This window comes from Citrobacter sp. Cf132, assembly GCF_030333885.1.
GTDB lineage: Bacteria > Pseudomonadota > Gammaproteobacteria > Enterobacterales > Enterobacteriaceae > Citrobacter > Citrobacter freundii.
Genome location: NZ_JAOWFA010000055.1, coordinates 81,656 through 105,316, shown reverse-complemented (window position 1 = coordinate 105,316; position 23,661 = coordinate 81,656). Strand labels below are relative to the sequence as shown.

Genomic DNA, 23,661 nt, shown 5'->3' with positions numbered 1-23,661 from the left:
TCCGGCGTCACTGTCAGAACTCGAAGCGTGCACCCATGTTGTAGCGGCGTCCTTCCAGGATGGAAGACTGGTTATAGGACGTTTTGTAGATTGGGTTCACGTCGAACAGGTTATAAACCCCCGCCATCAATGTGATGCTCTTGTTGAGATGGTAGCGTGCCCCTAAATCGACCAGCGCATAGGCGTCGGTTGACGTTGATTTGCCGATGTCAGGCGTATTGCTGCGCCAGCTGGCTTTGCTCCACAGTTCAAGATCGTTAAGTGCATTCCATGTCAGAGACAGGTTGGCCATGCTCGTCGGGAACTCGTTCAGTGCCTCTCCCTTGTACTGACCGCTCTTTTGCTCGCTGTGGGTATAGGTGTAGTTCGCGTTCGCTTTCAGCGCGGTAGTGACCTGCCAGTCGCCGTTCAGCTCCAGGCCATAGATTTCCGCGTCGCTGACGTTGAAATACTGCGAGACTTCTTCCGCTTCATACCCGTTGTAAATGCACTTCTGCGTGGCCGTTGCGGTACAGATGGTGTAGTCGCTGATCTTGTCCTTGAATTTGGTGAAGAACACGGTTGCATCCAGTGCCAGTGTGTCCTGTTGCCAGTAGACGCCCAGCTCGGTGTTGACACTCTGCTCAGGTTTCAGGTCATCGTTACCGATCCCAATGAAGGAATACGGATACGAACCGTAGACGCTGGTGAAGCCTTCATTGTTCTCACGCAGGTCCGGTTTTTTATAGCCCGCCGATACGCCGCCCTTCAGCGCCCAGCTTTCGTCAATCGTCCAGTTACCGTAGAGTTTTGGCGTGACGTGGTAGCCAAAGTAGCTGTCGTGATCGAGACGCGCCGAGGTGGTGAGGGTGAAGTCCGGAACCATCATCCAGGCATCCTCCGCGAAGATGGCCCAGCCGTCACGGGTGATCTTGCTGACCGGCGTTATGCCCGGCACTTCTTTGTTTTCGATGCCGAAAGTGTCGTCCAGCTCATTACGGGTGAAGTTGATCCCCAGCGTCAGCTTGTGGTCGCCCAGCGTAAAGGTGTTCGCGCTGTTGGCTTCATAGTTTTTCTGCTTAATGAACTGCGAACTCATGCCCGGCACACGATACTCGGTTTTAGCGTTCTCGTAGCTGATGAAGTTCTTCACTTCCAGCAGATCGTCGCCGTACCAGGCATGCTGCGCAAGTGAAGCGGCATCGCGGTCAAAGTCCCATTGCCAGGCTTTATCATTGTGTGATTTTACCTGATGCCCTTTGACGACGTTCAAATCCCAAAGTTGGGTGTCGGTCGGCGACATGTTGATGGTGGCATCCAGATTGCCAGCCTGGTGCTTCACAAAGCGCTCATCGGAGATGCTGTCGTCATCACGGCGATCAAGATAATCCGCCGCTACGCTCACTCCGAGCTTGCTGGGGATAATTGGCCCCATCAGGAAGACATTGGTCTGGTTGGTGTTACCGTACTCGCTCTTCTCTTGCAGGAAGTAGTTATCTTCCAGCACACCTGTCCATTTATCGAGGTTGTAGCCTTTTTTGGTGATGACGTTGACCACGCCGCCGATGGAGTCAGAGCCATACAGTGAGGACATCGGTCCGCGAATCACCTCGATTCGCTCGATAGCAGCAAGCGGCGGTAAAAAGGCAGCCTCTGTCCCGATATGGTGTCCGTAAGGACGCGATTCGCGGGTGCCTTGTTTGATGCCGTTGACCATGTAGGAGGTATAGGTCGAGTCCATGCCGCGCATCTGCACATCGCCTGTGGCAAGGCTACCGTTGCCATTACCCACCAATACGCCGGGCATCTCGCGAAGGGCTTCGGTGACGTTCTGGTTAGAGCGGGTGTTCAGTTCTTTCTCACCGACGACGGAGATGGTCGCCGGTGCCTCACGGCGTTCCTGTGCGAAACCGGTGGCGGTGACCACCAGTTGATCTTCATTATCTGGTGTGGTTTCTTCGGCGAAAACAGTCGCCGGGAGGCTGGCAAGGGCGAGCGAAATCGCCAGCGCGGTACGAGTCTGGTTAATCACAACGCATTCCTCAGAACTGGGTTAAATCGAGCTTGAGTACATAGTCAGCCTTGTTGGCTTTTTCATCCTGCTTCACGCTAACGAAGAGCGTTTTGCTGTCAGGAGAAAGCACCATGCTGTTTGGCATTGCTGCCGTTTTGATGGTGTGCTTCAGGCTGTAAGTGTTGGCATCGATAACGCTAATCTGACGGGCATTGCGATGGGTAACATACACTTCGTCGCGGGCAGGGTTATAGACCGCAGCGATAGAGTTTGGCGTGGGAACGCGGTGAACAATTTTACCGCTGTCCAGTTGGACTACCAGCACGTCGGCGGTGTTGGTATCGGCGATAAATCCGACGCCTTTGGCCGTGTTCAACGCGATGTTCAGGAAGTAATGCTTCGGCTCGGAGGGGTCAACCTTCACACGCGACAGAACCTGCGACGTTTTGCCATCCAGGGTAACCAGTTCGCCTTTGCCAGTGACGGCGTAAACTTTATCGCCAGCTTCATCAACGGCGAAACCGACTGGATCCATCCCTTTGAGGGCGTGTAATAGTTTCTGGTTATGCGTGTCGACAACCCACAGCACACCTTTATTTTCACTGCCAATACCGGAGACATACAGACGGTGGTGCTTCTTGTCGAGCACCACTTCACGAACGTGGGCTTTATTTTCTTCGTCTGCAAGCTGAAGCATTTTCACTTCTTTATGGGTGCGGGTATCCAGCAGGGTCAGTGAGCCATCCAGCGCATTACCTAGCCAGAGAATGTGGTTAGGTTCATCCAGTGAGACCGCAAAAGGACGGCGTTCGGTGGCGATCCGCTCATCGACTTTTAATGATTCAGTTGAAAACAGGAACACTTCACCGGCGGTTTTATCTTTGTCGAAAGAGGGGGCAGAGGCTGCATAGATAGCCTGTTGTCCGGCGTCATAAGCCAGTTCGTAAACGCCATGACCAAGCGTCTGAGAGGCGAACTGATCCTCAGTAAAGTCTTTTGCCAGGGCTGAACCGGCATAAAGTGCCAGTGAAATCGCAAGCGCGCAGAGGGACTGATTTTTTAATGTTTTTAAATTCATGTCATTTTTCTTTACAGTTGTTTACGAAAAGAAAAATGATAATGAAAATAAATATCATTTACAATTGCATGTATAGGCGATGCCCCCTACCAATTTTTGTACACTGCGGAAAATCCCAAAAAAAAAGCTCCCCGGAGGGAGCTTCTTAATAACAGAAACGATTAATCGTCGAGGAAGCTACGCAGTACTTCAGAGCGGCTCGGGTGGCGCAGTTTACGCAGCGCCTTCGCTTCGATCTGACGGATACGTTCACGGGTAACGTCGAACTGTTTACCGACTTCTTCCAGCGTGTGGTCGGTGTTCATATCGATACCGAAACGCATACGCAGAACTTTCGCTTCACGGGCGGTCAGGCCAGCCAGAACGTCGTGCGTTGCGGCACGCAGGCTCTCGGTGGTCGCAGAGTCCAGCGGCAACTCGAGGGTGGTATCCTCGATGAAATCACCCAGATGCGAATCTTCATCGTCGCCGATCGGCGTTTCCATGGAGATAGGCTCTTTAGCGATCTTCAGCACTTTACGGATCTTGTCTTCCGGCATCAGCATGCGTTCAGCCAGTTCTTCCGGCGTAGGCTCGCGGCCCATCTCTTGCAGCATCTGACGGGAGATACGGTTGAGCTTGTTGATAGTCTCAATCATATGTACCGGGATACGGATGGTACGCGCCTGATCCGCGATCGAACGGGTGATCGCCTGACGGATCCACCAGGTTGCATAGGTGGAGAACTTGTAACCACGACGGTATTCAAACTTATCAACCGCTTTCATCAGACCGATGTTACCTTCCTGAATCAGATCCAGGAACTGCAGGCCACGGTTGGTGTATTTTTTAGCGATAGAGATAACCAGACGTAAGTTCGCTTCAACCATCTCTTTTTTCGCACGGCGGGCTTTCGCTTCACCGATGGACATGCGACGGTTGATATCTTTAACCTGCTCGATAGTCAGGCCGGTTTCTTCTTCAATCTGCTGCAGTTTCTGCAGGCCGCGGTGAACGTCATCTGCCACATCGTGCAGTTTTTCAGACCACGGTTTGTTCATCGCGATTGCCGCGTTGAACCAGGTTTCGCTGGTTTCGTTGCCAGTGAACAGGGTGATGAAGTTTTTCTTCGGCATTTTGCACTGCTCAACGCAGAGCTTCATGATCAGACGTTCCTGAGTACGCACGCGGTCCATCATGACGCGCATGCTGTTTACCAGGTAGTCGAACTGCTTCGGCACCAGGCGGAACTGTTTGAACACTTCGGACAGCTTCTGAATTTCTTCCTGCGCGGCAGCATGGCTGCGGCCTTTCGCTTTGATGGTGTCGCGAGTGATTTCGTACTGAGTACGCAGTTCACCGAATTTTTCACGCGCTAACTCAGGGTCGATGCTGTTGTCATCATCGCTGCTGTCGTCGTCGCCATCTTCTTCATCTTCGTCTTCATCGTCATCCATCTCTTCCTGAGAGAGTTCAGAACCGACGTGGGTCGCCGTTGGCGCCATGTCTTCTTCCGCGTTTGGATCGACAAAGCCAGTGATCAGATCGGAAAGACGTGCTTCTTCAGCTTCTACGCGATCGTACTGCTCAAGCAGGTAGGTGATAGCTTCCGGGTATTCGGCAACGGAGCATTGAACCTGGTTAATCCCGTCTTCGATGCGTTTAGCGATGTCGATTTCGCCTTCACGGGTTAACAGTTCAACGGTACCCATTTCACGCATGTACATGCGGACCGGGTCAGTTGTACGACCGATTTCGGACTCAACGCTGGACAGAACCTGGGCAGCCGCTTCTTCCGCGTCTTCATCGGTGCTGTTGGAGGTTTCAGCAAGCAGCAGATCATCGGCATCAGGTGCTTCTTCCATCACCTGAATACCCATGTCATTGATCATTTGGATGATGTCTTCGATTTGATCTGAATCGACGATATCTTCCGGCAGATGGTCATTGACCTCGGCATAGGTCAGATAGCCTTGCTCCTTACCACGTTGGACAAGAAGCTTCAGCTGTGACTGCGGGTTTTGCTCCATAAGACGGTATCCACACTTAATTCGTTTGATTGGTGTTGGGCGGTAAAACCGCCAACGGCAAAACGAGGGCATACTTATATTTTGCCGCTGCCTCTCCGTGCGGCTGTCGGGGGCTTCCCGATCGATATTCGGCAGTTAAGCCGTTAAATACTTCATCTTTCACGTTGTCTCTGCGTTAGCTGCGTTCGTTTACTTGCTGCCTTGATACAACGCGAATGATTTTGTCTTTGTTTTGTCTTTCTCTTATTTCTTGGCCAGTTCCTGGTTCAGCGTCCAAAGTTCCCGGCGTTCTTCGCTACTTAAACCGTGTGTGCGCTCACGAGCTATCAACTCTTCCTGGCGCAGTTCAAGCATCGAATCAAACATATGGTTGAGTGAGTCGGTGAAGGTTTTTTCTGCGATATCTTTATCTGCTATATCGTCCCACATCGACAGTTTTTCAAGGGTCGCAGCATCATTTGTGCCACGATAGTGTTCTAAAAGTTGCCCGGTGGTCAGACCTGGCTGAGCCAGACAAGTGTTGACCAGTTCTCTGAATAAGCCAAGTCCAGGCAGCTTATTGCTATCCAGTGCGCCTAACGGTGGAACCAGCGGGGCGAGCTCCGGGTTCTGCACCAGCAACCCTATAAGTATACGCATGGTCGTACGTTTTAGCTGTGGAACAGGGCGGGAAGCCCCATTTTCTGCCAGTTTTGGCATTAAACGTTCAAGCTGGCTGTCATCCAGAATGCCGAGCTTGTTTCCCAACTCCTGTCGCAGGTAAATGCGCAACGTTTCGCCTGGTACCTGAGTAATCAGCGGTAATGCCAGCGTGCTGAGCTGTGCGCGTCCGTCTGGGGTACTCAAATCCACCTGCGGCAACAGGCTGTTAAATAAAAACGCAGAGAGCGGCAGCGCCTGCTCCATCCGCGCTTCAAAGGCCTCTTTCCCTTCTTTGCGCACCAGCGTATCGGGATCTTCGCCGTCAGGTAAAAACATAAAGCGTAGCTGGCGTCCGTCTGTCATATAGGGCAGTGCGGTTTCCAGCGCGCGCCATGCTGCGTCGCGTCCGGCACGGTCGCCGTCGTAACAGCAAATTACGTTGTTCGTCGCGCGGAACAACAGTTGGATGTGATCGGCGGTGGTTGACGTCCCAAGGGATGCCACGGCGTAGTTAATGCCGTATTGCGCCAGCGCCACCACATCCATATAGCCTTCTACCACTAACAGACGCTGTGGATCGGCGTTATCCTGCTGGGCTTCATAAAGACCATACAGCTGGCGACCTTTATGGAAAATATCGGTTTCCGGGGAGTTGAGATACTTCGGCAGGGCATCGCCCAGCACGCGTCCACCAAAACCAATGACCCGACCACGTTTGTCGCGGATGGGGAACATCACCCGTTCGCGGAAGCGATCGTAACTGCGTCCCTGATCGTTGGTGACCAACATCCCCGCATCAACCAGCGATTTGCGATTTTCAGCATTGCCGCCAAACCGTTTCAGGACGTTGTCCCAGCCGGGGGGCGCAAAACCAATAGCAAAACGGGTGATAACGTCGCTACTTAATCCTCGCTTTTCCAGGTACTGGCGCGCAGGGGTAGCGGCGGGTTGCATCAAAGACTGTTGATAAAAAGTGTTCAGGCCATCCATCAATTGATAAAGGCTTTGCCGTTGATGGCGCTCTATCTGACTGGGGCCACTGCCTGCTTCATAGGGCACTTCAAGGTTGTGCATTGCGGCCAGTTCTTCGACGGTTTCCACAAACTCGAGCTTGTCGTAGTTCATGAGAAAGTCGACGGCGTTGCCATGCGCGCCACACCCAAAGCAGTGATAAAACTGTTTTTCACCGTTTACGGTGAAAGAGGGGGTTTTTTCGTTATGAAACGGACAGCACGCGTGATAATTTTTGCCCTGCTTTTTCAGCTTTACCCGCGCGTCGATGAGATCGACGATGTCGGTTCTTGCCAGCAGGTCATTGATAAAAACGCGAGGAATTCGTCCAGCCATAAGCCCCTGTTTTTTGATGACTCATATACACAAAATCATTCAGGATGCATCAAGGCGGCAAGGAAGCGAATCCTCAGGAGCGTACATCAGTACGTGACTGGGGTGAGCGACTGCAGCCAACACTGAGGCAGCTTGAATGATGACGTGTATAAACGAAAATAAGCCGCGCATTCCTTCCGGAAGCACGGCCTTACAACTACAACTCAGTCTGAATTGAGAGCTTTGGCTCTCAATGGATTAGTACAGACGAGTACGGCGTGCGTTTTCGCGAGCCAGTTTCTTCGCGTGACGTTTCACAGCAGAAGCTTTAGCGCGCTTACGTTCGGTAGTCGGTTTTTCATAGAACTCACGACGACGAACTTCCGCCAGAACACCTGCTTTTTCGCATGAACGCTTGAAGCGACGCAGTGCTACGTCGAACGGCTCGTTTTCACGTACTTTAATTACCGGCATGTAACTCTCACCTTTAATAAATTCGGTTTGCCGCTGGCATCAACGCCAGCTTATTTCAAAATGGTGCGGAATTTTACTGCAATTGCTGCTGCTTTGTAAAGCACCGACGCGATTTTGAAAGGGACTTTTATAAGGACAAGGAGTATACACGAGCGGAACTCCTGGGGCGAACAAAGTTTTACATCAACCCGCATTGGTCCTACACTGCGCGGTAATAGAGCGAGGTAAAACAAGTCATGCGTGTACTGGGTATTGAAACATCCTGCGATGAAACCGGCATCGCCATTTACGACGATGAAAAAGGTCTTTTAGCCAACCAATTGTATAGTCAGGTGAAATTACACGCTGACTACGGCGGCGTAGTGCCAGAACTGGCCTCGCGCGATCACGTACGTAAAACCGTACCGCTGATCCAGGCCGCGCTGAAAGAGGCGGGACTGACGGCAAAAGAGATCGATGCGGTGGCGTATACCGCAGGTCCTGGTCTGGTTGGTGCGCTGCTGGTTGGCGCAACCGTAGGACGTTCGCTGGCGTTCGCCTGGGGCGTACCGGCAATTCCTGTGCACCACATGGAAGGGCATCTGCTGGCGCCAATGCTGGAAGATAATCCCCCTGCGTTCCCGTTCGTCGCGCTGCTGGTTTCTGGCGGTCACACGCAGCTGATCAGCGTCACCGGTATCGGTCAGTATGAACTGCTGGGCGAATCGATTGATGATGCTGCTGGCGAAGCGTTCGACAAAACCGCCAAGCTGCTGGGGCTGGATTATCCTGGCGGTCCAATGTTGTCAAAGCTGGCCTCGCAAGGCGTTGAAAAACGTTTTGTCTTCCCGCGCCCGATGACCGATCGTCCGGGGCTGGATTTCAGCTTCTCCGGGCTGAAAACCTTTGCCGCGAATACCATTCGTAATAACGAAAATGACGATCAGACGCGCGCAGATATCGCCCGTGCCTTTGAAGATGCGGTAGTTGATACGCTGATGATCAAGTGCAAACGCGCGTTGGATCAAACCGGTTTTAAACGTCTGGTGATGGCGGGGGGCGTGAGCGCGAACCGTACGCTGCGCGCAAAATTGGCTGAAATGATGCAAAAACGTCGTGGCGAAGTATTTTACGCGCGTCCGGAATTTTGTACCGACAACGGGGCGATGATCGCCTACGCGGGCATGGTGCGTTTTAAAGCGGGCGCAATGGCGGATCTTGGCGTAACCGTGCGCCCACGCTGGCCGCTGGCGGAATTACCGGCGGCGTGATTTTTTGCCCGGTGGCGCAATGTTACCGGGCAAGACGCTACATCCGCAGCATTCCTTTCTCTTCCAGAAACGCGATAATTTTTTCCAGACCCTCTCCGGATTTTAAATTGCTGAACGTCCATGGACGCTCCCCGCGCATACGCAGGGTATCGCGTTCCATCACCTCCAGCGAGGCGCCGACGTAGGGAGCCAGATCGGTTTTATTGATAACCAGAAAATCGGATTTAGTGATCCCCGGACCGCCTTTACGCGGGATCTTCTCGCCTTCGGCAACGTCGATCACATAGATCGTCAGATCCGCTAATTCCGGACTGAAGGTGGCGCTCAGGTTATCGCCACCGCTTTCCACAAAAATCAGATCCAGATTGCCGAATTTCTCGCTCAGCGCCTCTACGGCAGCCAGATTCATCGACGCATCTTCGCGGATAGCAGTATGCGGGCAGCCGCCGGTTTCCACACCGACGATCCTGTCTGGCTCCAGTGCGCCCGCCTCGGTGAGAATGCGCTGATCTTCTTTGGTGTAGATATCGTTGGTCACTACCGCCAGTTGATAGCTGCTGCGCATGGATTTGCATAACGCTTCCAGCAGCGCCGTTTTGCCGGAACCGACCGGGCCGCCAACGCCCACACGCAGGGGATGCTTGTAGTTACTCATTTTTTCTCCTCAGGAGCGGAATAATCGGGAATATTGGGTTTCATGCCGGGCAGACGCGATAGCGGCCAACGGCGTTGCGGAGCCGAGACTGGCGTCAGGCGTCGCCAGCGCCTGTGCCAGACCCTGCGCATAGCGATCGCAGAGCGCAATAATCAAACGCTGGGCCGCCTGTTGTCCAAAAGGAACCAGCTTGACGCCAGCCATCACAGCGCTCTCAATCCAGCTGTAGCCGAGGCTTAACGCCAGTTCGGTCAGGGGAATTCTCCAGCGCACGGCCAGCCAGGCCATGCCGCAGAGTTGGCTGTCGGCGAAGAGAGTGCGCCACTCTCGCGAGCAATCCGCCTCCCAGTCGGTGACCAGCCGCGTAAACGCCGCGCCCCGACTGCGTTCTTCATCCCGCAGTTCGCGGGTTTCCCGGCAGGCCAACAGGTAAGCGCTCCAGCGGCGTGCGGCGTCGAGATCGTCCTGCTCGCAGGCGCGATACAGTCTCGCCAGCAGCGGTAGGTCTACGGTAAAAAAGTTCTGCTCCATCTGCTGAATTTGCCAGGCAGAGAAGTCATCGATGCTTTTCACCCAGCCAATCTCCACCGCCCACTCCAGACCCTGGGACCAGGTAAACGACCCCACCGGGAGTGCGCTGCTGGCGAGCTGCATCAGACGCAGTTGTTGGGTGTTATGCATCAGTGCGCATGGCCGTGATGATGCCCGTGTGATTCACTGGCATAAGCGCCTGCTTCCGGTTCAAACGGCAACTGGGCGAACGTCACCTCGAGGTTGAACTGGCGCAGCATGGCGTCCAGCACATGATCGTGGTGGTAGCGCAGCTCATCCGGCAGGATTTGCAGCGGAACGTGGCGATTGCCGAGGTGATAACAGGCTTTGGCGAGTAGGAAAGGATCGGCGCAGCGCACCACGGAAACCGACTCCGGCGCGGCGATCACTTCGATCACCTCGCTGCCATCGTCGGTGGTCAGCAGGTCGCCACCGCGTAACAGCAAACCGCGCGGTAGCATCAGCCCGGCTTCGCGACCGTCGTTCAGCGCCACTCTGGCACGACTTTTTACCCGCATATCAATGGGTAGCGTGACGCTTGCGGTGGCGCGGTGAGCGTGGTCAAGGCGTTGGGTCAGGTAGATCATCGTCACTCCTCAAAACAGAAAATAGCGTTGTGCCATCGGCAAAACGTTTGCCGGTTCGCTGGTAATCAGTTCGCCATCAATACGCACCTCGTAGGTCTGAGCATCGACGGTGATATTGGGTTGCAGGTCGTTGTGGATCATGTCGGCCTTTTTCACTGTTCTGCAGCCTTTAACGACGGCGATGGCGCTTTGCAGGTTGAGCTGCTGCGCGATGTTTTGCGCATCAGCGGCCTGCGAAATAAAGGTCAGCCGGGTGTGATGCCGCGCTGCGCCAAGTGCGCCGAACATCATGCGGTAATGCACCGGCTGTGGGGTGGGAATCGAGGCATTGATGTCGCCCATCGGCGCACAGACGATCATCCCGCCTTTAACGATCGTCGCCGGTTTTACGCCAAAGAAGGCCGGTGACCACAGCACCAGATCGGCCAGTTTGCCAGGTTCAACGGAGCCGACTTCATGGGCGATACCGTGGGTTAGCGCCGGATTGATGGTGTATTTGGCGACGTAGCGTCTAACGCGCAGGTTGTCGTTGTCGCCGGTTTCTTCTGCCAAAGGTCCACGCTGCGCCTTCATACGGTGTGCCACCTGCCAGGTGCGCAGGATCACTTCGCCCACGCGCCCCATTGCCTGTGAATCGGACGAGGTCAGGGAAAAGGCGCCAATGTCATGCAGCACATCTTCGGCAGCGATCGTTTCCCGGCGAATGCGTGATTCGGCAAAGGCCACGTCTTCGGCGATATCCGGATCGAGATGGTGGCAAACCATCAGCATGTCGAGATGCTCGTCGATGGTGTTGATGGTATAGGGCAGCGTCGGGTTCGTAGAGGAGGGCAGGATATTCGGATGCGCGCAGGCGGTGATGATATCCGGCGCATGACCGCCGCCCGCGCCTTCGGTGTGAAAAGTATGAATGGTGCGATCGCCAATCGCCGCCAGCGTATCTTCCACGAAACCGGACTCATTGAGCGTGTCACTGTGCAGCGCGACCTGGATGTCCATCTCGTCGGCCACGGTCAGTGCGCAGTCAATAGCGGCGGGCGTGGCACCCCAGTCTTCATGGATTTTCAGGCCAATTGCGCCCGCGGTGATTTGCTCGCGCAAGGCGTCAGGATTTGAGCCGTTACCTTTGCCCAGTAAACCGATGTTAACCGGTAACGTTTCTGCCGCCTGCAGCATGCGTGCGATGTACCACGGCCCCGGCGTACAGGTGGTGGCGTGAGTGCCCGCGGCCGGACCGGTGCCGCCGCCGATCATCGTCGTCACGCCGGAAACCAGCGCCTCTTGCGCTTGCTGTGGGCAGATCCAGTGAATATGCGTATCCACGCCGCCTGCGGTGACGATCTTGCCTTCCCCGGCGATGACTTCAGTTCCCACGCCTATCGGGATCGTAACGTTGGGCTGAATATCGGGATTACCTGCCTTGCCGATGGCGAAGATCCTGCCGGCTTTGATACCAATATCCGCTTTCACGATCCCCCAGTGATCGACGATCAGCGCGTTGGTTATCACCAGATCCACACATGCATCGGCGCGCATTTGCCCCTGGCCCATGCCGTCGCGGATCACTTTTCCGCCGCCGAATTTGACCTCTTCACCGTAGGTGGTGAAGTCTTTTTCCACTTCGATCCACAGGTCGGTATCCGCCAGGCGCACTTTATCGCCGGTGGTTGGGCCAAACATGTCGGCATACGCTTGCCGGGAAATTTCACTCATTATCTGCCTCCAGCACGCCCATCACTTCGCTGCGAAAACCCACGATCCTTTGTGCGCCAGCAACGCGCACCAGTTCGACTTCGCGTTTTTGTCCTGGCTCAAAACGCACCGCTGTGCCCGCAGCAATGTTCAGACGAAAGCCGCGTGCGGCCAGCCTGTCAAAGTGCAGCGCCGGGTTCACTTCGAAAAAGTGATAGTGCGATCCCACCTGGATGGGCCTGTCGCCATGATTTTCCACCACGATCGTGCAGATCTCTCGCCCCTGATTAAGTGCGATACTGCCTTTTGCGATCTGATATTCACCTGGGATCATTGCCGCTCCTTAGACGATCGGGTTGTGGACAGTGACCAGTTTCGATCCGTCCGGAAAGGTGGCTTCAACCTGAATATCCGGGATCATTTCCGGTACGCCTTCCATCACCTGATCGCGGCGCAGGACGTGACGCCCGTCCTCCATCAGCGCGGCCACGGTTTGCCCGTCGCGCGCCCCTTCCATGATGAAAGCGCTAATCAGCGCCACCGATTCCGGGTAGTTCAACTTCAGCCCGCGGGCCAGACGACGTTCCGCCACCAGTGCGGCGGTAAACAGCAACAACTTATCTTTTTCTCTGGGGGTCAGTTCCATAAGGGTTCTCTTAGGTTTGCCAGATTCGCGGGAGTACAGGCGTTTTATGTGTCAGCAGCGGGCGCAAAAATTGCCAGATGTCACGCATAACGCGCTGAACAACCAGGTTGTCGTTAGCAAGAAAACGGATTGTCAGCAGCGAGTCGTTAAGCGTTGCCCCGGCGTAATCGCCAAGCGCCATAAGCCGCTCCCGCGTGCCCTCCAGCATGTGTTCGTTGGCCGGATAACACAGCAACGTGCCGACCCAGGGATGATGCGCGACGCCGCTCAAATTCCCCTCCTGCAATATCAAGCGTTCTATCAGCAGCGGCTGCCCATCTCGCCACACTTCCAGGCGATTTTGCAGCATGCCGTGGCTGAAAGTTTCCTGCATAACCGGTCGGCCAAGACACAGCAGATCCCAGGCCAGCAGGCGGCTTGCGGATGTCAGATGAAAGACGGTCTGAATAGCGGCGTTGGCGCCGGGAAAGAGGATCGTATCCTGCGGCAGCCACTCCAGCGTGGCGTGCGAGGCGAGGGTAAAATGCTGGCGCAGCAATGCCTGCGGCCCTCGGCTGCGATAAAACTTGCCCGCGCCGGGCTGGGTGATTAACGCATGGCTGTTTTCGTCGAGTGTGACGGCAATATGAAGCTCATCCCCGCCAACGATCCCCGCAGGTGGATGCAGCAAATAGAGGTGGCAGACGTCTTCTTCCGGGTAAAACGGGCGCTGAACCGTCAATGGACCATGATGACGCGCCGAGGCGAGCACCGTTTTGTGCCCGGAGCAAGTAAAATGCAGTTCCAGTTCGGCCTGCCAGCCCCGTGTGAGTGTCTCGTGCGCAACCGTGTCCAGAGCGTTTCCCCTATCAGCATGAGGGTGTTTGCATACAAAAAAGTATGCCTCAGCGCATCGGGAAATCGATCATATGAGAAGCTTATGGATAAAGGGGCGACAATACGCCGCCCAAGGGAGATTACAGCAAAACGAGGGGCATCCAGACCAGACCGGTGATCACCAGCAGCACGAGGAAAATCAGGCCAAAAATAGCGCCGAGTCGCCAGTAATCCACCGTTGGCAAATAACCGCTGCCATAGTAGATAGGACTAGGACCGGTGGCGTACGGGGTCAGAATGCTGCCCAGACCAATGGCGGCGCCGACCATCAGGCAGAAGACCGGTAGCGGGATTTCCGGCATTGCCAGCGCGGCGGCAATCATCATCGGCGCGAGGGCAGAGGTATACGCCGTGGCGCTGGCAAAGAAGTAGCGCAGCAGATAGAACACCACGATCAGCGCCACCATCACCATCATCGGCGAATAGCCGCTCAGTCCTCCCGCCAGCAGTTTGCCGAACCAGGTGATAAAACCGGTGTTATTGAGCCCGGTGGCGAGCGTTATCAGCGAGGCCAGCCAGAAAAAGACGTTCCATGCGGCTTTATTGCTGACGATGTCATCCCAGCTAATGATGCGTAGTACCAGCATCAACGCCACCACGCTGTATCCGACCATTGCGGCGTCAATGTAGTCGCCGCCGAAGATCCACAGCACCAGCGCGCCGACCATCAGTACCAGCATCTTTTTCTCGCGAGCGCAGAGCGGTCCCATCGCTTTTAGCTCTGTATCCGCCCAACGTGGAACCTGATCGCCGGATTTCAGCACCGGTGGATACAGCAGGTACGCCAGCCACGGCACGATCAGCACCAGTAAAATGCTCAGCGGCAGCATGCCTAAGAACCAGTCGCCCCAGCTCAGCGCCGTATGGGACGCGCCTTTCATCAGGCCGATCAACAGCAGATTCGGTGCCATTGCCGTTAAGAAAATAGCGCTGGTAACGCAGTCAGCGACAATGCCCATCCACATGATGTACGAGCCAATGGAGCGTGAACTGGCGCTATTGGGCTGCGAGTTATACAGCGGCGGCAGGTTGCGGATAATCGGGTAGATTATTCCGGCTCCGCGCGCGGAGTTGGAAGGAGTGACGGGAGCGAGGATAAGTTCGGAGAACATCACCGCATAGCCGAGAAATAACGTCCGGTGCCCCATCTTTTTCACCAGCATCAGCGCGATTCGCCGACCAAGGCCGGTTTTCTCATAGCCGGTACCAAACATAAAGGCCGCGAAGATCAGCCAGATGACCGAGTTTGAGAATCCAGATACCGCCCACGACAGTGATTTGGCGGTAAATTTAAAACCGTCCTGCGCGAGTTGCTCCGGACTGAACAGCAGCCACGGTGAAAGGACAGCGATGATCGAAATGCCAATCATCGCCACCACCGCGCCCGGTACAGGTTCCAGAATAAGCCCGACAATCACACCGGTAAAGACGGCAAAATAGAGCCAGGTGTGACTCTCAAGACCGGTGGGGACGGGCAGAACAGCAATAATGGCGATGACCACCAGCGGAGCCAGGTATCGCCACCAACCAGCTAAAGGTGCCATTGTTGTATCCCTGCGAAGAGGGAGAGGCGTTACGCCCCTCCGGGAGGGTTATTTGATGTAGTGCACGTGCTCGCAGATTTCTTCGACGATAGGATCGCGACGTTCAGCGAACAGCTTTTTGTTTTCGGCAATCAGGTTATTACCGTGAGTATCGATGGAAACGATCAGCGGGCCGAACTCTTTTACCCGGCATACCCACAGAGATTCCGGCATGCCGAGTTCGGTCCAGTGTACCTCTTCAATTTCTTCAACCTGAGTAGCCGCCACGACCGCACAGCCAGCCGGGAAGATGACGTGCAGCGCTTTGAACTGTTTGCAGCCTTCTTCCGTCAGCGGCCCCATGCCGCCTTTGCCGACCACCAGCCTGACGCCCGTCTGCTCGATAAAGTCTTTCTCAAACGCTTCCATACGCATGCTGGTAGTTGGGCCGACGGAGACCATCTCCCATTTTTCACCGTTCTTACGGACGATCGGGCCCGCATGGAAAATGGCTTTGCCGTTCAGGTCATAAGGAATCGGGCGCTTCAGTTCGATCAGGCGACGGTGGCAAACGTCACGGCAGGTCACCAGCGTGCCGGTCAGGTAAATGACATCGCCAACGCGAATGTCTGCCAGATCTTCGGTTTTGATCGGGGTTGTGAGGATCTTTTTCATAACGCGCTCCGGGTGTGAGACAGGTTTTCGAAGGAGAGGTCGGCATGAACCAACAGCGTGCCGCGACGATGCGCCCAGCAGCCGGTAGAGACGGCAACGCCGATAGTCGACGGGTGGCGTGCGGCGGATTCGATATGCACGCCCATCACTGAGCTATTCCCGGTCAACCCTTGCGGCCCAATGCCCAGACGGTTAAGTCCTTCTTCCAGGCGCAGTTCCAGTTCTGCCGCTTTTGGGTTTGGATGGCGTGATCCGATTGGGCGCAGCACCGCTTTACGAGAAAGCACGGCAGCGGTTTCGACAGAGGTGGCAATACCCACGCCCACCAGCACCGGAGGACAGGCGTTAACTGCCAGCGTGGAGATATTTTCGAAGACAAATTTCACCACGCCTTCATAGCCTTCAGAAGGCATTAACACTTTCGAGCGCCCCGGCAGCGTACAGCCGCCGCCTGCCATGTAGACTTCGATTTCCGCGTCATCGTTATCAGGGATGATGTCCCAGGTGACCCACGGCACACCGGTACCGGTATTTTTTCCGGTATTCACTTCGTCAAAAATCTCAACCGCGTTATGGCGCAGCGGCGCTTTTACCGTGGCATCTTCAACAGCCTGCTTCAGAATGCTTTGCAGTTCGCCAAGTAGCGGAAAACGGGAACCGACCTTCACGAAGAACATAATCTCCCCGGTGTCCTGACAGGCAGGGCGGTTCAGGTCGATAGCTTTCTGCATGTTGTCAAACATGGTGTGGTAGATGATTTTACCCATCGGCGAGGTTTCGCCTTCACGCAGCTGTTTTAATTTATCCACAACATCGTCAGGCATGCGGGTTGAAATCATGGCGGTAAAGTCGGCGACAATGTTCGTCAGCGTAGTTATCGCATGTTGGTTATTTTGATTGCTCATCTTATTAACTCCAGTTCTTTTATTTGTCTGGAAATAAATTCTCCGCCACAAACTACCACTAAAAGTGTGGTTTTATATTATTTGGCACTGTGAATATCTAATTAACAGTTCGTGAATGATGTCCAGATAAGGCAATAAAAATTGCGCCAGGGCAGGGTTTAATACGTATGGGAGAATTACACTGCGGTTAATCACATTACGGATTACCGATCATGCTGAATACGTATCCCCTGGCGAAAGATCTACAGGTGCTGGTTGAAATTGTTCATAGCGGCAGCTTTAGCGCCGCCGCTGCGACGCTGGGCCAGACGCCAGCGTTTGTGACGAAGCGCATTCAGATCCTCGAGTCCACGCTAGGGGCTACATTGCTAAGCCGCTCGGCGCGCGGCGTGGCGCTAACGGAGAGTGGCCAACGTTGCTATGAACACGCGCAAGCGATCCTCGCAGGTTATCAACATTTGGTCGATGACGTTACGCAACTCAAAACGCGTCCGGCAGGAATGATTCGTATCGGCTGTAGCTTTGGTTTTGGGCGCAGTTATATTGCACCGGCAATTACAGAATTGATGCACAGCTATCCTGAATTACAGGTACATTTTGAACTTTACGATCGGCAAATTGATTTGGCGCAGGATAATATCGATTTGGATATTCGTATCAATGATGAAATTCCTGATTATTATATTGCGCATTTGTTAACGAAAAATAAAAGGATATTATGCGCAGCACCGACGTATTTACAAAAATACGGTGAGCCGACGACGTTACAGGAATTAATTCGGCATGATTGTCTGGTCACCAAAGAACGGGATATGACTCACGGGGTGTGGGAACTGGATAACGGTCAGGAGAAAAAGTCGGTTAAGGTGGCGGGACATCTTTCTTCTAACAGCGGTGAGATTGTGCTGCAGTGGGCACTACAGGGAAAAGGGATCATGCTGCGTTCTGAATGGGACGTACAACAGTTTCTGCCCAGCGGCGAGCTGGTGCGTGTGCTGTCGGACTATGCGCAGAGCGCTAATATCTGGGCGGTTTATCAGGAGCCGCTGTATCGCAGCGTGAAGCTTCGCGTGTGCGTGGAGTTTCTGGCGACGTGGTGTCAGAACCGATTAGGCAAACCGGTGGAGGGGTATCACATCCCCGAGGCCGGATAAGACGCCGACGCGTCGCTATCCGACAATAAAATCACTCGGGGTCTTTTTCGCGTTTTTTCTTTAGCTTGGTCCAGATCTTCGGCTCCTGACGACGCCACAGACGCTGAATGTTGTCATGGTGACGAAGCAGAATTAAGCACGACAACATGGACACCGGGAAAGTGAACTGGGGATTGAACCACCAGACGTAAAAAGGGGCGATCAGCGCACTGACGATAGCGCCTAACGACGAATAGCCGCTTAACAGGACGGTTAGTAGCCAGGTTCCGGCCATCACACCAGTTAAGTCCCAGCCAATCGGCGCAATTGCGCCAAAGGCGGTGGCAACGCCTTTTCCACCTTTAAAGCCGAAAAATACCGGCCAAATGTGTCCCAGACAGGCGGCGATTGCGATCAATCCCAGCCAGAAGGGGCTGACGCCTAGCGCATAGGCACCCCAGACGGGTAACATACCTTTCAGGACGTCGAAAATCAGTACCGCGACGGCGGCTCCCTTGCCACCGATGCGCAGCACGTTTGTCGCGCCCGGATTCCCAGAGCCGCTGTCGCGCGGGTCCGGCAATCCAGCAAGGCGGCATACCAGAATAGCACTGGAAATTGAGCCACAGAGGTACGCGAAGATAATCATTCCAGGCGCGATTGCACTCATAAGCTGTTCCGTTTTGAAAATGTCGTGTAAAACGCTACTTCTGTGGATAATACGCATATTTCGCCGGAAGTGGTATCCGGGTTAGCCAAAAAGCAGGCAGGTCGTGATGGATATTGTATTTATAGAGCAACTTTCTGTAATCACCACTATTGGTGTTTACGACTGGGAACAAACGATCGAACAACGGTTGGTGTTCGATATCGAAATGGCATGGGATAACCGCAAATCAGCTAAAAGCGATGATGTGGCTGATTGCCTGAGCTATGCTGATATTGCTCAAACGGTTGTTAATCATGTGGAAGGTGGGCGTTTTGCGCTGGTAGAACGTGTAGCGGAAGAGGTGGCTGATTTGCTACTTAACCGCTTTAATTCACCGTGGGTGCGGATCAAACTCAGCAAACCTGGCGCGGTAGCCCGTGCGGCAAACGTCGGGGTCGTCATTGAACGTGGCAATAATCTGAAAGAAAATAATTAATTTAATAATTTCTAAATCAAACGGGTATAAAAGAGTCCTTTCGTCGGCTCTTTTTTGCCGTGTTTTCTCTATCTAGGGGTTTATTAATGAGTGATATGCACTCGCTGCTGGTGGCGGCAATTTTGGGTGTGGTCGAAGGATTGACGGAATTTTTACCCGTTTCCAGCACCGGCCATATGATTATTGTTGGCCACCTGTTGGGTTTTGAGGGTGATACCGCAAAAACATTCGAGGTGGTGATCCAGTTGGGGTCTATTCTGGCAGTAGTGGTGATGTTCTGGCGACGTTTGTTTGGCCTGATAGGCATTCACTTCGGCAAGGCTCCGCATGAAGGTACTGGCAAAGGTCGGCTGACGCTGGGGCATATCCTGTTGGGGATGATTCCGGCGGTTGTACTGGGACTGCTGTTCCACGACACCATCAAGTCGCTGTTTAACCCGATCAACGTGATGTATGCGCTGGTGGTGGGTGGTGTACTGCTGATTGCCGCAGAATGCCTGAAGCCGAAAGAGCCGCGCGCGCCGGGTCTGGATGATATGACCTATCGCCAGGCGTTTATGATTGGCTGTTTTCAGTGTCTCGCGCTGTGGCCGGGTTTTTCTCGCTCAGGGGCGACGATTTCTGGCGGTATGCTGATGGGCGTGAGCCGTTATGCGGCTTCTGAGTTTTCATTCCTGCTGGCGGTGCCGATGATGATGGGCGCGACGGCACTGGATCTCTACAAGAGCTGGTCGTTCCTTAGCGCATCAGATATCCCAATGTTTGCAGTCGGTTTTGTGACGGCGTTTATCGTGGCGCTGGTCGCGATCAAAACCTTCCTGCAACTGATTAAGCGTATTTCGTTCATTCCGTTTGCGATTTACCGCTTTATTGTGGCGGCTGCCGTTTACGTCGTGTTCTTCTGATGACTTACCGTGGTGCCGGATGGCGGCGTTTCGCCTTATCCGGCCTACGGGTGATATTCGTTCAGGCGGTGGGTTTAGGACACCGCTTCTCCTTCCAGTTGGCCACCGCCGCAATGCGACGCCGGGTCAGTTCTTCACGAATTGCCTGACCTTTGAATCCCGCTTCCACGACATCTTTCGTGGGAACCGCCTGTGCAACCAGCCAGGCTTCACGCAACAGCCTGCCTTGCGGGTAATCCGTCGCTTCAAAACCGGTTCGCCCACGCACGTCGGCCTCGCTGGTGAGGGCGATTTGCTCCACGCGCTGTGGTTTGCGCCATGCATCGATGGAATCAAACAGCTTAACGATTGTTTTCGGTTGCAGGATCGGGAAGGTATGAATGAGGTCGTGGAACTCGGCCACCAGTTTGGCTAAATCACGGATGTCATTCGGCACGCGCAGGCGCTGACACAGTTGCTCGACCAGCTTAACGCCCGCCGGACCGTGGCCATGATGGCGCGGCCATAGCGCTTTAGGCGTTAATGCTTTGCCAAGATCGTGGCACAGCGTGGCAAAACGCACGTCGACCTCCGGGCTTAACATGGCTGCCATCGACAGCGTCATCAGCGTGTGAATACCGGTATCAATTTCCGGGTGCCACTGCGCGGGCGCGGGAACACCGAACAGAGCATCCACTTCAGGAAACAGAACGTGCAGTGCGCCGCAGTCGCGCAGGACCTGAAAAAATACCTGTGGGTTGCGGGTGGTTAAGGCGCTTTCCGTTTCTTTCCACACGCGCTCTGGCGTCAAGTGTTCCAGCTCGCCAGCGGCGTTCATATCGCGCATCAGCGTCATGGTTTCGTCGGCAATACGAAAGCCAAGGTGCGCATAGCGGGCAGCAAAGCGCGCTACGCGCAGCACGCGAAGTGGATCTTCGCTAAAAGCCGGGGAAACATGACGCAGCAGGCGGTTTTCCAGATCATCGCGTCCGTTATACGGGTCGATAATCTCCCCGTTGTCATCGCGGGCCATTGCGTTGATGGTCAGGTCGCGCCGCTGAAGATCGGCCTCCAGCGTCACATCTGGCGCGGCGTAGCAGGTGAATCCGGTATATCCCGAACCTGATTTGCGTTCAGTACGCGCCAACGCATACTCTTCCCGGGTTTGCGGATGCAGAAACACGGGAAAATCGCGGCCTACCTGTTGGTAACCCGCGTCGAGCATTCCTTGCGGCGTGGCGCCGACAACGACCCAATCTTTATCTTTAATCGGTAGCCCTAATAACGCATCCCGAACAGCACCACCGACCAGATAAATCTTCACGCCACTTTCCTTTTGAAAAAAACATCCCTTAATCATATGTCAGTGTGGCGGAGAAGGCGATTCAGTTCATCCAGCGATCTTTGCGTTTACGGCTTGGGATCATGTGTGGCAGAACCAGACCGAGCAGCAGACCAAGACCCAGCACGCCGCCGCCATACATAAACCATTGCATGATGATAGTACGCTGCTTGTCATCAAGCTGAAGGTTGGCTGCGCTCACCTTCTTTTGCGCCACGATAAGTTCGTTCTTCAGCTTCTGGTTTTCTTGTTTCAGCCCGTCAATCACGCTGTCGCTCTGCGCTACCTTTTGCTGCATGTCGGCGGTACGCTGATTCCATGTGGTATCGATATTATTGAGCTTATCGGTCAAGATCTTAACCTGGTTTTCCAGGTCGGGAACGCGGGTACGCAGGCTCGGCGTACTGTTCAGCTCTTTCAGTGGGATCCAGGCGGTACGTCCGGTGCTGTCTTTCACCTGGGCGTAGTTGGTGTTGGCATCAGTCTGTAATAGCGTGACTTCCTCGCCGGCGTTAACCGTACCCACGAGGCGATAATTATCTCCCGGACCGCTGCGGACCCAGGTGTTCAGTTCGTCAGAGACATAGCGCTTTTCTTCGGCATGAGAGACTGCAGTGGCGCTAAGTGCGAGTAAAGTTAATCCAATCAGGCGTAATTTTGGCATCAGGCTGTCGTTATTGTCATAGAAAGTGGAACGATAGTAGTGGCATCAGTGTCTCTACGCAAAGCATTCGACATCAATCGGAATCATCTGTGTCCTTTTTGCCACCACTCGAAACTTTTACGCCCGTCAAATTGCTCGTTGCATGGCAATTTGGCGCAAAATACTATCTACTGACCATAAAGAACGAACTTAGTTCGCAGTCAGTTTTCTCAACTGTGACATAACCCATAAGTACAAGACCATGGCCCAGGAAATCGAATTAAAATTTATCGTTAATAGTGACGCTGTCGATGCGCTACGTGAACGTCTGAATACGCTGGGGGGAGAGCATCATGCGCCCAGCCAGTTGCTGAATATTTACTACGAAACGCCGGATGCGTGGTTGCGTGGTCACGATATGGGGCTGCGTATTCGCGGTGAAAACGGTCATTACGAAATGACCATGAAAATTGCCGGACGCGTGACGGGCGGTCTGCATCAGCGACCGGAATATAACGTTGCGCTAAACGCGCCTGAGCTGGATCTCACCTTGTTCCCAACCGAAGTCTGGCCTGATGGCAAACTGCCCGCTGAACTTGTTTCTCAAGTGCAGCCGTTGTTCAGCACCGATTTTTACCGTGAGAAATGGTTGGTTGATGTTGATGGCAGCCGGATTGAAATGGCCCTCGATCTGGGGGAAGTGAAAGCGGGCGAGTTTGCAGAACCTATCTGTGAGCTTGAACTTGAACTGCTAAGCGGCGATACCCGTGCGGTACTGAAGCTGGCAAACCAGCTGGTTTCGCAAACCGGTTTACGCCAGGGCAGTTTGAGCAAAGCCGCGCGCGGTTATCATTTGGCCCAGGGGAATGCGCTGCGCGAACTCAAACCGACGCGGATTTTGAAGGTTCCGGCGAAGGCGAGCATTGAGCAGGGGCTGGAAGCGGCGCTGGAGCTGGCATTATCACAGTGGCAGTACCACGAAGAGCTGTGGGTACGCGGCGTGAAAGGGGCGAAAGCCGAGGTGCTGGCGGCAATGGGTCTGGTGCGTCACATTCTGATGTTGTTTGGCGGTAATGTGCCACGAAAAGCGAGCGCTCACTTACGTGATTTGCTGACCCAATCGGAAGCGATCATTGCGTCGGACGTTTCTGCTATTTCGGCGGTTTACAGTACGCAAACGGCAATGGCCAAGCTGGCGCTGACCGAATGGCTGGTGACCAAAGGATGGCAGCCGTTCCTGGATGCGAAGGCGCAGGGCAAAATTGCCGACTCCTTTAAGCGCTTCTCTGATACCCATCTTTCACGCCATGCTGCTGAGCTGAAAACCGCTTTTGCGCAGCCGTTGGGCGATCAGTACGCCGATCAGCTTCCACGTTTGACGCGCAACATTGATAGCATGCTGATGCTGGCGGGATACTACGACGAAAATGTCGCATCAGAATGGATCGCTACTTGGCAGGGCTTACGTCGCGCCATTGCGGCCAACCAATATATTGAAATTGAACACTTCCGCAACGAGGCGATCGCGCTGGAACCGTTCTGGCTGCACAGCGGAAAACGATAATCAGGGCCGAGGCCGGGATGCCTGATGGCGCTGCGCTTATCAGGCCTACGCGATGTGTGTAACTGTC

23 protein-coding genes are annotated in these 23,661 nt (G+C 54.3%); 5 read left to right on the top strand and 18 right to left on the bottom strand.

The window, feature by feature from the left end; all coding sequences use genetic code 11:
* Window positions 1-13: 13 nt before the first annotated feature.
* From OGV85_RS12915 to rpsU, 5 genes are all read right to left on the bottom strand, one after another.
* Complete coding sequence (locus tag OGV85_RS12915) at window positions 14-2,011, bottom strand: TonB-dependent receptor domain-containing protein (protein ID WP_003838090.1); 1,998 nt, start codon at window positions 2,009-2,011, stop codon at window positions 14-16.
* Window positions 2,012-2,021: 10 nt separating this feature from the next.
* Entirely contained in the window at window positions 2,022-3,071 is a 1,050-nt protein-coding gene (yncE, locus tag OGV85_RS12910) for a 7-bladed beta-propeller protein YncE (RefSeq protein ID WP_061547812.1), read from the bottom strand.
* Window positions 3,072-3,232: 161 nt separating this feature from the next.
* The gene (gene rpoD / locus OGV85_RS12905) at window positions 3,233-5,080 is read right to left on the bottom strand and encodes an RNA polymerase sigma factor RpoD (RefSeq protein ID WP_003024699.1); all 1,848 of its coding nucleotides are present in this window, start codon (window positions 5,078-5,080) and stop codon (window positions 3,233-3,235) included.
* Between the two features lie 243 nt (window positions 5,081-5,323).
* Entirely contained in the window at window positions 5,324-7,069 is a 1,746-nt protein-coding gene (gene dnaG / locus OGV85_RS12900) for a DNA primase (protein ID WP_003024697.1), read from the bottom strand.
* Window positions 7,070-7,306: 237 nt separating this feature from the next.
* Complete coding sequence (gene rpsU, locus OGV85_RS12895) at window positions 7,307-7,522, bottom strand: 30S ribosomal protein S21 (RefSeq protein WP_001144069.1); 216 nt, start codon at window positions 7,520-7,522, stop codon at window positions 7,307-7,309.
* A gap of 236 nt (window positions 7,523-7,758) precedes the next feature.
* On the opposite strand from rpsU, the gene tsaD reads away from it, so the two are divergent.
* Window positions 7,759-8,772 (top strand): tRNA (adenosine(37)-N6)-threonylcarbamoyltransferase complex transferase subunit TsaD, encoded by a 1,014-nt coding sequence (gene tsaD, locus OGV85_RS12890; protein ID WP_061547811.1) that lies wholly within the window; start codon window positions 7,759-7,761, stop codon window positions 8,770-8,772.
* A 37-nt stretch (window positions 8,773-8,809) separates the two neighbouring features.
* Here the strand turns inward: tsaD and ureG are convergent, their stop codons facing one another.
* The 10 genes from ureG to ttdA all read right to left on the bottom strand — a co-directional run bounded on the left by ureG (window position 8,810) and on the right by ttdA (window position 16,883).
* Window positions 8,810-9,427 (bottom strand): urease accessory protein UreG, encoded by a 618-nt coding sequence (gene ureG, locus OGV85_RS12885; RefSeq protein WP_003024692.1) that lies wholly within the window; start codon window positions 9,425-9,427, stop codon window positions 8,810-8,812.
* A 9-nt stretch (window positions 9,428-9,436) separates the two neighbouring features.
* Window positions 9,437-10,108, bottom strand: a complete 672-nt coding sequence (locus tag OGV85_RS12880; protein ID WP_061547810.1) for an urease accessory protein UreF — start codon at window positions 10,106-10,108, stop codon at window positions 9,437-9,439.
* On the bottom strand, window positions 10,108-10,566 hold the full coding sequence (ureE, locus tag OGV85_RS12875; protein ID WP_057063700.1) for an urease accessory protein UreE: 459 nt from the start codon (window positions 10,564-10,566) through the stop codon (window positions 10,108-10,110). Before ureE ends, OGV85_RS12880 begins: the two co-directional genes overlap by 1 nt.
* A 9-nt stretch (window positions 10,567-10,575) precedes the next feature.
* Window positions 10,576-12,279 (bottom strand): urease subunit alpha, encoded by a 1,704-nt coding sequence (gene ureC / locus OGV85_RS12870; protein ID WP_286553628.1) that lies wholly within the window; start codon window positions 12,277-12,279, stop codon window positions 10,576-10,578.
* Complete coding sequence (locus OGV85_RS12865; protein ID WP_061547809.1) at window positions 12,272-12,592, bottom strand: urease subunit beta; 321 nt, start codon at window positions 12,590-12,592, stop codon at window positions 12,272-12,274. Before OGV85_RS12865 ends, ureC begins: the two co-directional genes overlap by 8 nt.
* Window positions 12,593-12,601: 9 nt before the next feature.
* Window positions 12,602-12,904, bottom strand: coding sequence for an urease subunit gamma (locus tag OGV85_RS12860; RefSeq protein ID WP_003024678.1), 303 nt, complete (start codon window positions 12,902-12,904; stop codon window positions 12,602-12,604).
* A gap of 10 nt (window positions 12,905-12,914) precedes the next feature.
* Window positions 12,915-13,739 (bottom strand): urease accessory protein UreD, encoded by an 825-nt coding sequence (locus tag OGV85_RS12855; protein ID WP_197472651.1) that lies wholly within the window; start codon window positions 13,737-13,739, stop codon window positions 12,915-12,917.
* A gap of 121 nt (window positions 13,740-13,860) precedes the next feature.
* Window positions 13,861-15,324 carry an anion permease gene (locus OGV85_RS12850; RefSeq protein ID WP_032950139.1) on the bottom strand — a complete coding sequence of 488 codons (1,464 nt, stop codon included), beginning with the start codon at window positions 15,322-15,324 and terminating at the stop codon, window positions 13,861-13,863.
* Window positions 15,325-15,372: 48 nt separating this feature from the next.
* Window positions 15,373-15,978 carry a L(+)-tartrate dehydratase subunit beta gene (gene ttdB / locus OGV85_RS12845; protein ID WP_061547807.1) on the bottom strand — a complete coding sequence of 202 codons (606 nt, stop codon included), beginning with the start codon at window positions 15,976-15,978 and terminating at the stop codon, window positions 15,373-15,375.
* Window positions 15,975-16,883, bottom strand: a complete 909-nt coding sequence (gene ttdA, locus OGV85_RS12840; RefSeq protein ID WP_016150995.1) for a L(+)-tartrate dehydratase subunit alpha — start codon at window positions 16,881-16,883, stop codon at window positions 15,975-15,977. The genes ttdB and ttdA overlap by 4 nt, the downstream gene beginning before the upstream one ends.
* A 212-nt stretch (window positions 16,884-17,095) precedes the next feature.
* On the opposite strand from ttdA, the gene ttdR reads away from it, so the two are divergent.
* On the top strand, window positions 17,096-18,037 hold the full coding sequence (gene ttdR / locus OGV85_RS12835) for an L-tartrate utilization transcriptional activator TtdR (protein ID WP_286553625.1): 942 nt from the start codon (window positions 17,096-17,098) through the stop codon (window positions 18,035-18,037).
* Between the two features lie 31 nt (window positions 18,038-18,068).
* Here ttdR and plsY read toward each other — a convergent pair whose 3' ends face one another.
* Window positions 18,069-18,686 carry a glycerol-3-phosphate 1-O-acyltransferase PlsY gene (gene plsY / locus OGV85_RS12830; RefSeq protein WP_003024662.1) on the bottom strand — a complete coding sequence of 206 codons (618 nt, stop codon included), beginning with the start codon at window positions 18,684-18,686 and terminating at the stop codon, window positions 18,069-18,071.
* Between the two features lie 106 nt (window positions 18,687-18,792).
* Between plsY and folB the strand changes: the two genes are divergently transcribed.
* Complete coding sequence (gene folB, locus OGV85_RS12825) at window positions 18,793-19,161, top strand: bifunctional dihydroneopterin aldolase/7,8-dihydroneopterin epimerase (RefSeq protein WP_003838117.1); 369 nt, start codon at window positions 18,793-18,795, stop codon at window positions 19,159-19,161.
* Window positions 19,162-19,247: 86 nt separating this feature from the next.
* Window positions 19,248-20,066 (top strand): undecaprenyl-diphosphate phosphatase, encoded by an 819-nt coding sequence (gene bacA, locus OGV85_RS12820; protein WP_061547805.1) that lies wholly within the window; start codon window positions 19,248-19,250, stop codon window positions 20,064-20,066.
* Between the two features lie 61 nt (window positions 20,067-20,127).
* Here bacA and OGV85_RS12815 read toward each other — a convergent pair whose 3' ends face one another.
* Window positions 20,128-21,369: a multifunctional CCA addition/repair protein gene (locus tag OGV85_RS12815; protein WP_061547804.1), complete on the bottom strand. Its 1,242-nt coding sequence runs from the start codon at window positions 21,367-21,369 to the stop codon at window positions 20,128-20,130.
* A 61-nt stretch (window positions 21,370-21,430) separates the two neighbouring features.
* Window positions 21,431-22,051 carry a TIGR04211 family SH3 domain-containing protein gene (locus tag OGV85_RS12810; RefSeq protein WP_003024650.1) on the bottom strand — a complete coding sequence of 207 codons (621 nt, stop codon included), beginning with the start codon at window positions 22,049-22,051 and terminating at the stop codon, window positions 21,431-21,433.
* Window positions 22,052-22,292: 241 nt separating this feature from the next.
* On the opposite strand from OGV85_RS12810, the gene OGV85_RS12805 reads away from it, so the two are divergent.
* Window positions 22,293-23,594 carry a CYTH domain-containing protein gene (locus tag OGV85_RS12805; protein ID WP_096878492.1) on the top strand — a complete coding sequence of 434 codons (1,302 nt, stop codon included), beginning with the start codon at window positions 22,293-22,295 and terminating at the stop codon, window positions 23,592-23,594.
* Window positions 23,595-23,661: the final 67 nt, after the last annotated feature.

What these genes read in the sequence shown, in the direction of transcription:
- yncE (WP_061547812.1), bottom strand. Translation starts at nt 3,071, where the DNA reads ATGAATTTAAAAACATTAAAAAATCAGTCCCTCTGCGCGCTTGCGATT.
- rpoD (WP_003024699.1), bottom strand. Translation starts at nt 5,080, where the DNA reads ATGGAGCAAAACCCGCAGTCACAGCTGAAGCTTCTTGTCCAACGTGGT.
- dnaG (WP_003024697.1), bottom strand. Translation starts at nt 7,069, where the DNA reads ATGGCTGGACGAATTCCTCGCGTTTTTATCAATGACCTGCTGGCAAGA.
- rpsU (WP_001144069.1), bottom strand. Translation starts at nt 7,522, where the DNA reads ATGCCGGTAATTAAAGTACGTGAAAACGAGCCGTTCGACGTAGCACTG.
- tsaD (WP_061547811.1), top strand. Translation starts at nt 7,759, where the DNA reads ATGCGTGTACTGGGTATTGAAACATCCTGCGATGAAACCGGCATCGCC.
- ureG (WP_003024692.1), bottom strand. Translation starts at nt 9,427, where the DNA reads ATGAGTAACTACAAGCATCCCCTGCGTGTGGGCGTTGGCGGCCCGGTC.
- OGV85_RS12880 (WP_061547810.1), bottom strand. Translation starts at nt 10,108, where the DNA reads ATGCATAACACCCAACAACTGCGTCTGATGCAGCTCGCCAGCAGCGCA.
- ureE (WP_057063700.1), bottom strand. Translation starts at nt 10,566, where the DNA reads ATGATCTACCTGACCCAACGCCTTGACCACGCTCACCGCGCCACCGCA.
- ureC (WP_286553628.1), bottom strand. Translation starts at nt 12,279, where the DNA reads ATGAGTGAAATTTCCCGGCAAGCGTATGCCGACATGTTTGGCCCAACC.
- OGV85_RS12865 (WP_061547809.1), bottom strand. Translation starts at nt 12,592, where the DNA reads ATGATCCCAGGTGAATATCAGATCGCAAAAGGCAGTATCGCACTTAAT.
- OGV85_RS12860 (WP_003024678.1), bottom strand. Translation starts at nt 12,904, where the DNA reads ATGGAACTGACCCCCAGAGAAAAAGATAAGTTGTTGCTGTTTACCGCC.
- OGV85_RS12850 (WP_032950139.1), bottom strand. Translation starts at nt 15,324, where the DNA reads ATGGCACCTTTAGCTGGTTGGTGGCGATACCTGGCTCCGCTGGTGGTC.
- ttdB (WP_061547807.1), bottom strand. Translation starts at nt 15,978, where the DNA reads ATGAAAAAGATCCTCACAACCCCGATCAAAACCGAAGATCTGGCAGAC.
- ttdA (WP_016150995.1), bottom strand. Translation starts at nt 16,883, where the DNA reads ATGAGCAATCAAAATAACCAACATGCGATAACTACGCTGACGAACATT.
- ttdR (WP_286553625.1), top strand. Translation starts at nt 17,096, where the DNA reads ATGCTGAATACGTATCCCCTGGCGAAAGATCTACAGGTGCTGGTTGAA.
- plsY (WP_003024662.1), bottom strand. Translation starts at nt 18,686, where the DNA reads ATGAGTGCAATCGCGCCTGGAATGATTATCTTCGCGTACCTCTGTGGC.
- folB (WP_003838117.1), top strand. Translation starts at nt 18,793, where the DNA reads ATGGATATTGTATTTATAGAGCAACTTTCTGTAATCACCACTATTGGT.
- bacA (WP_061547805.1), top strand. Translation starts at nt 19,248, where the DNA reads ATGAGTGATATGCACTCGCTGCTGGTGGCGGCAATTTTGGGTGTGGTC.
- OGV85_RS12810 (WP_003024650.1), bottom strand. Translation starts at nt 22,051, where the DNA reads ATGCCAAAATTACGCCTGATTGGATTAACTTTACTCGCACTTAGCGCC.
- OGV85_RS12805 (WP_096878492.1), top strand. Translation starts at nt 22,293, where the DNA reads ATGGCCCAGGAAATCGAATTAAAATTTATCGTTAATAGTGACGCTGTC.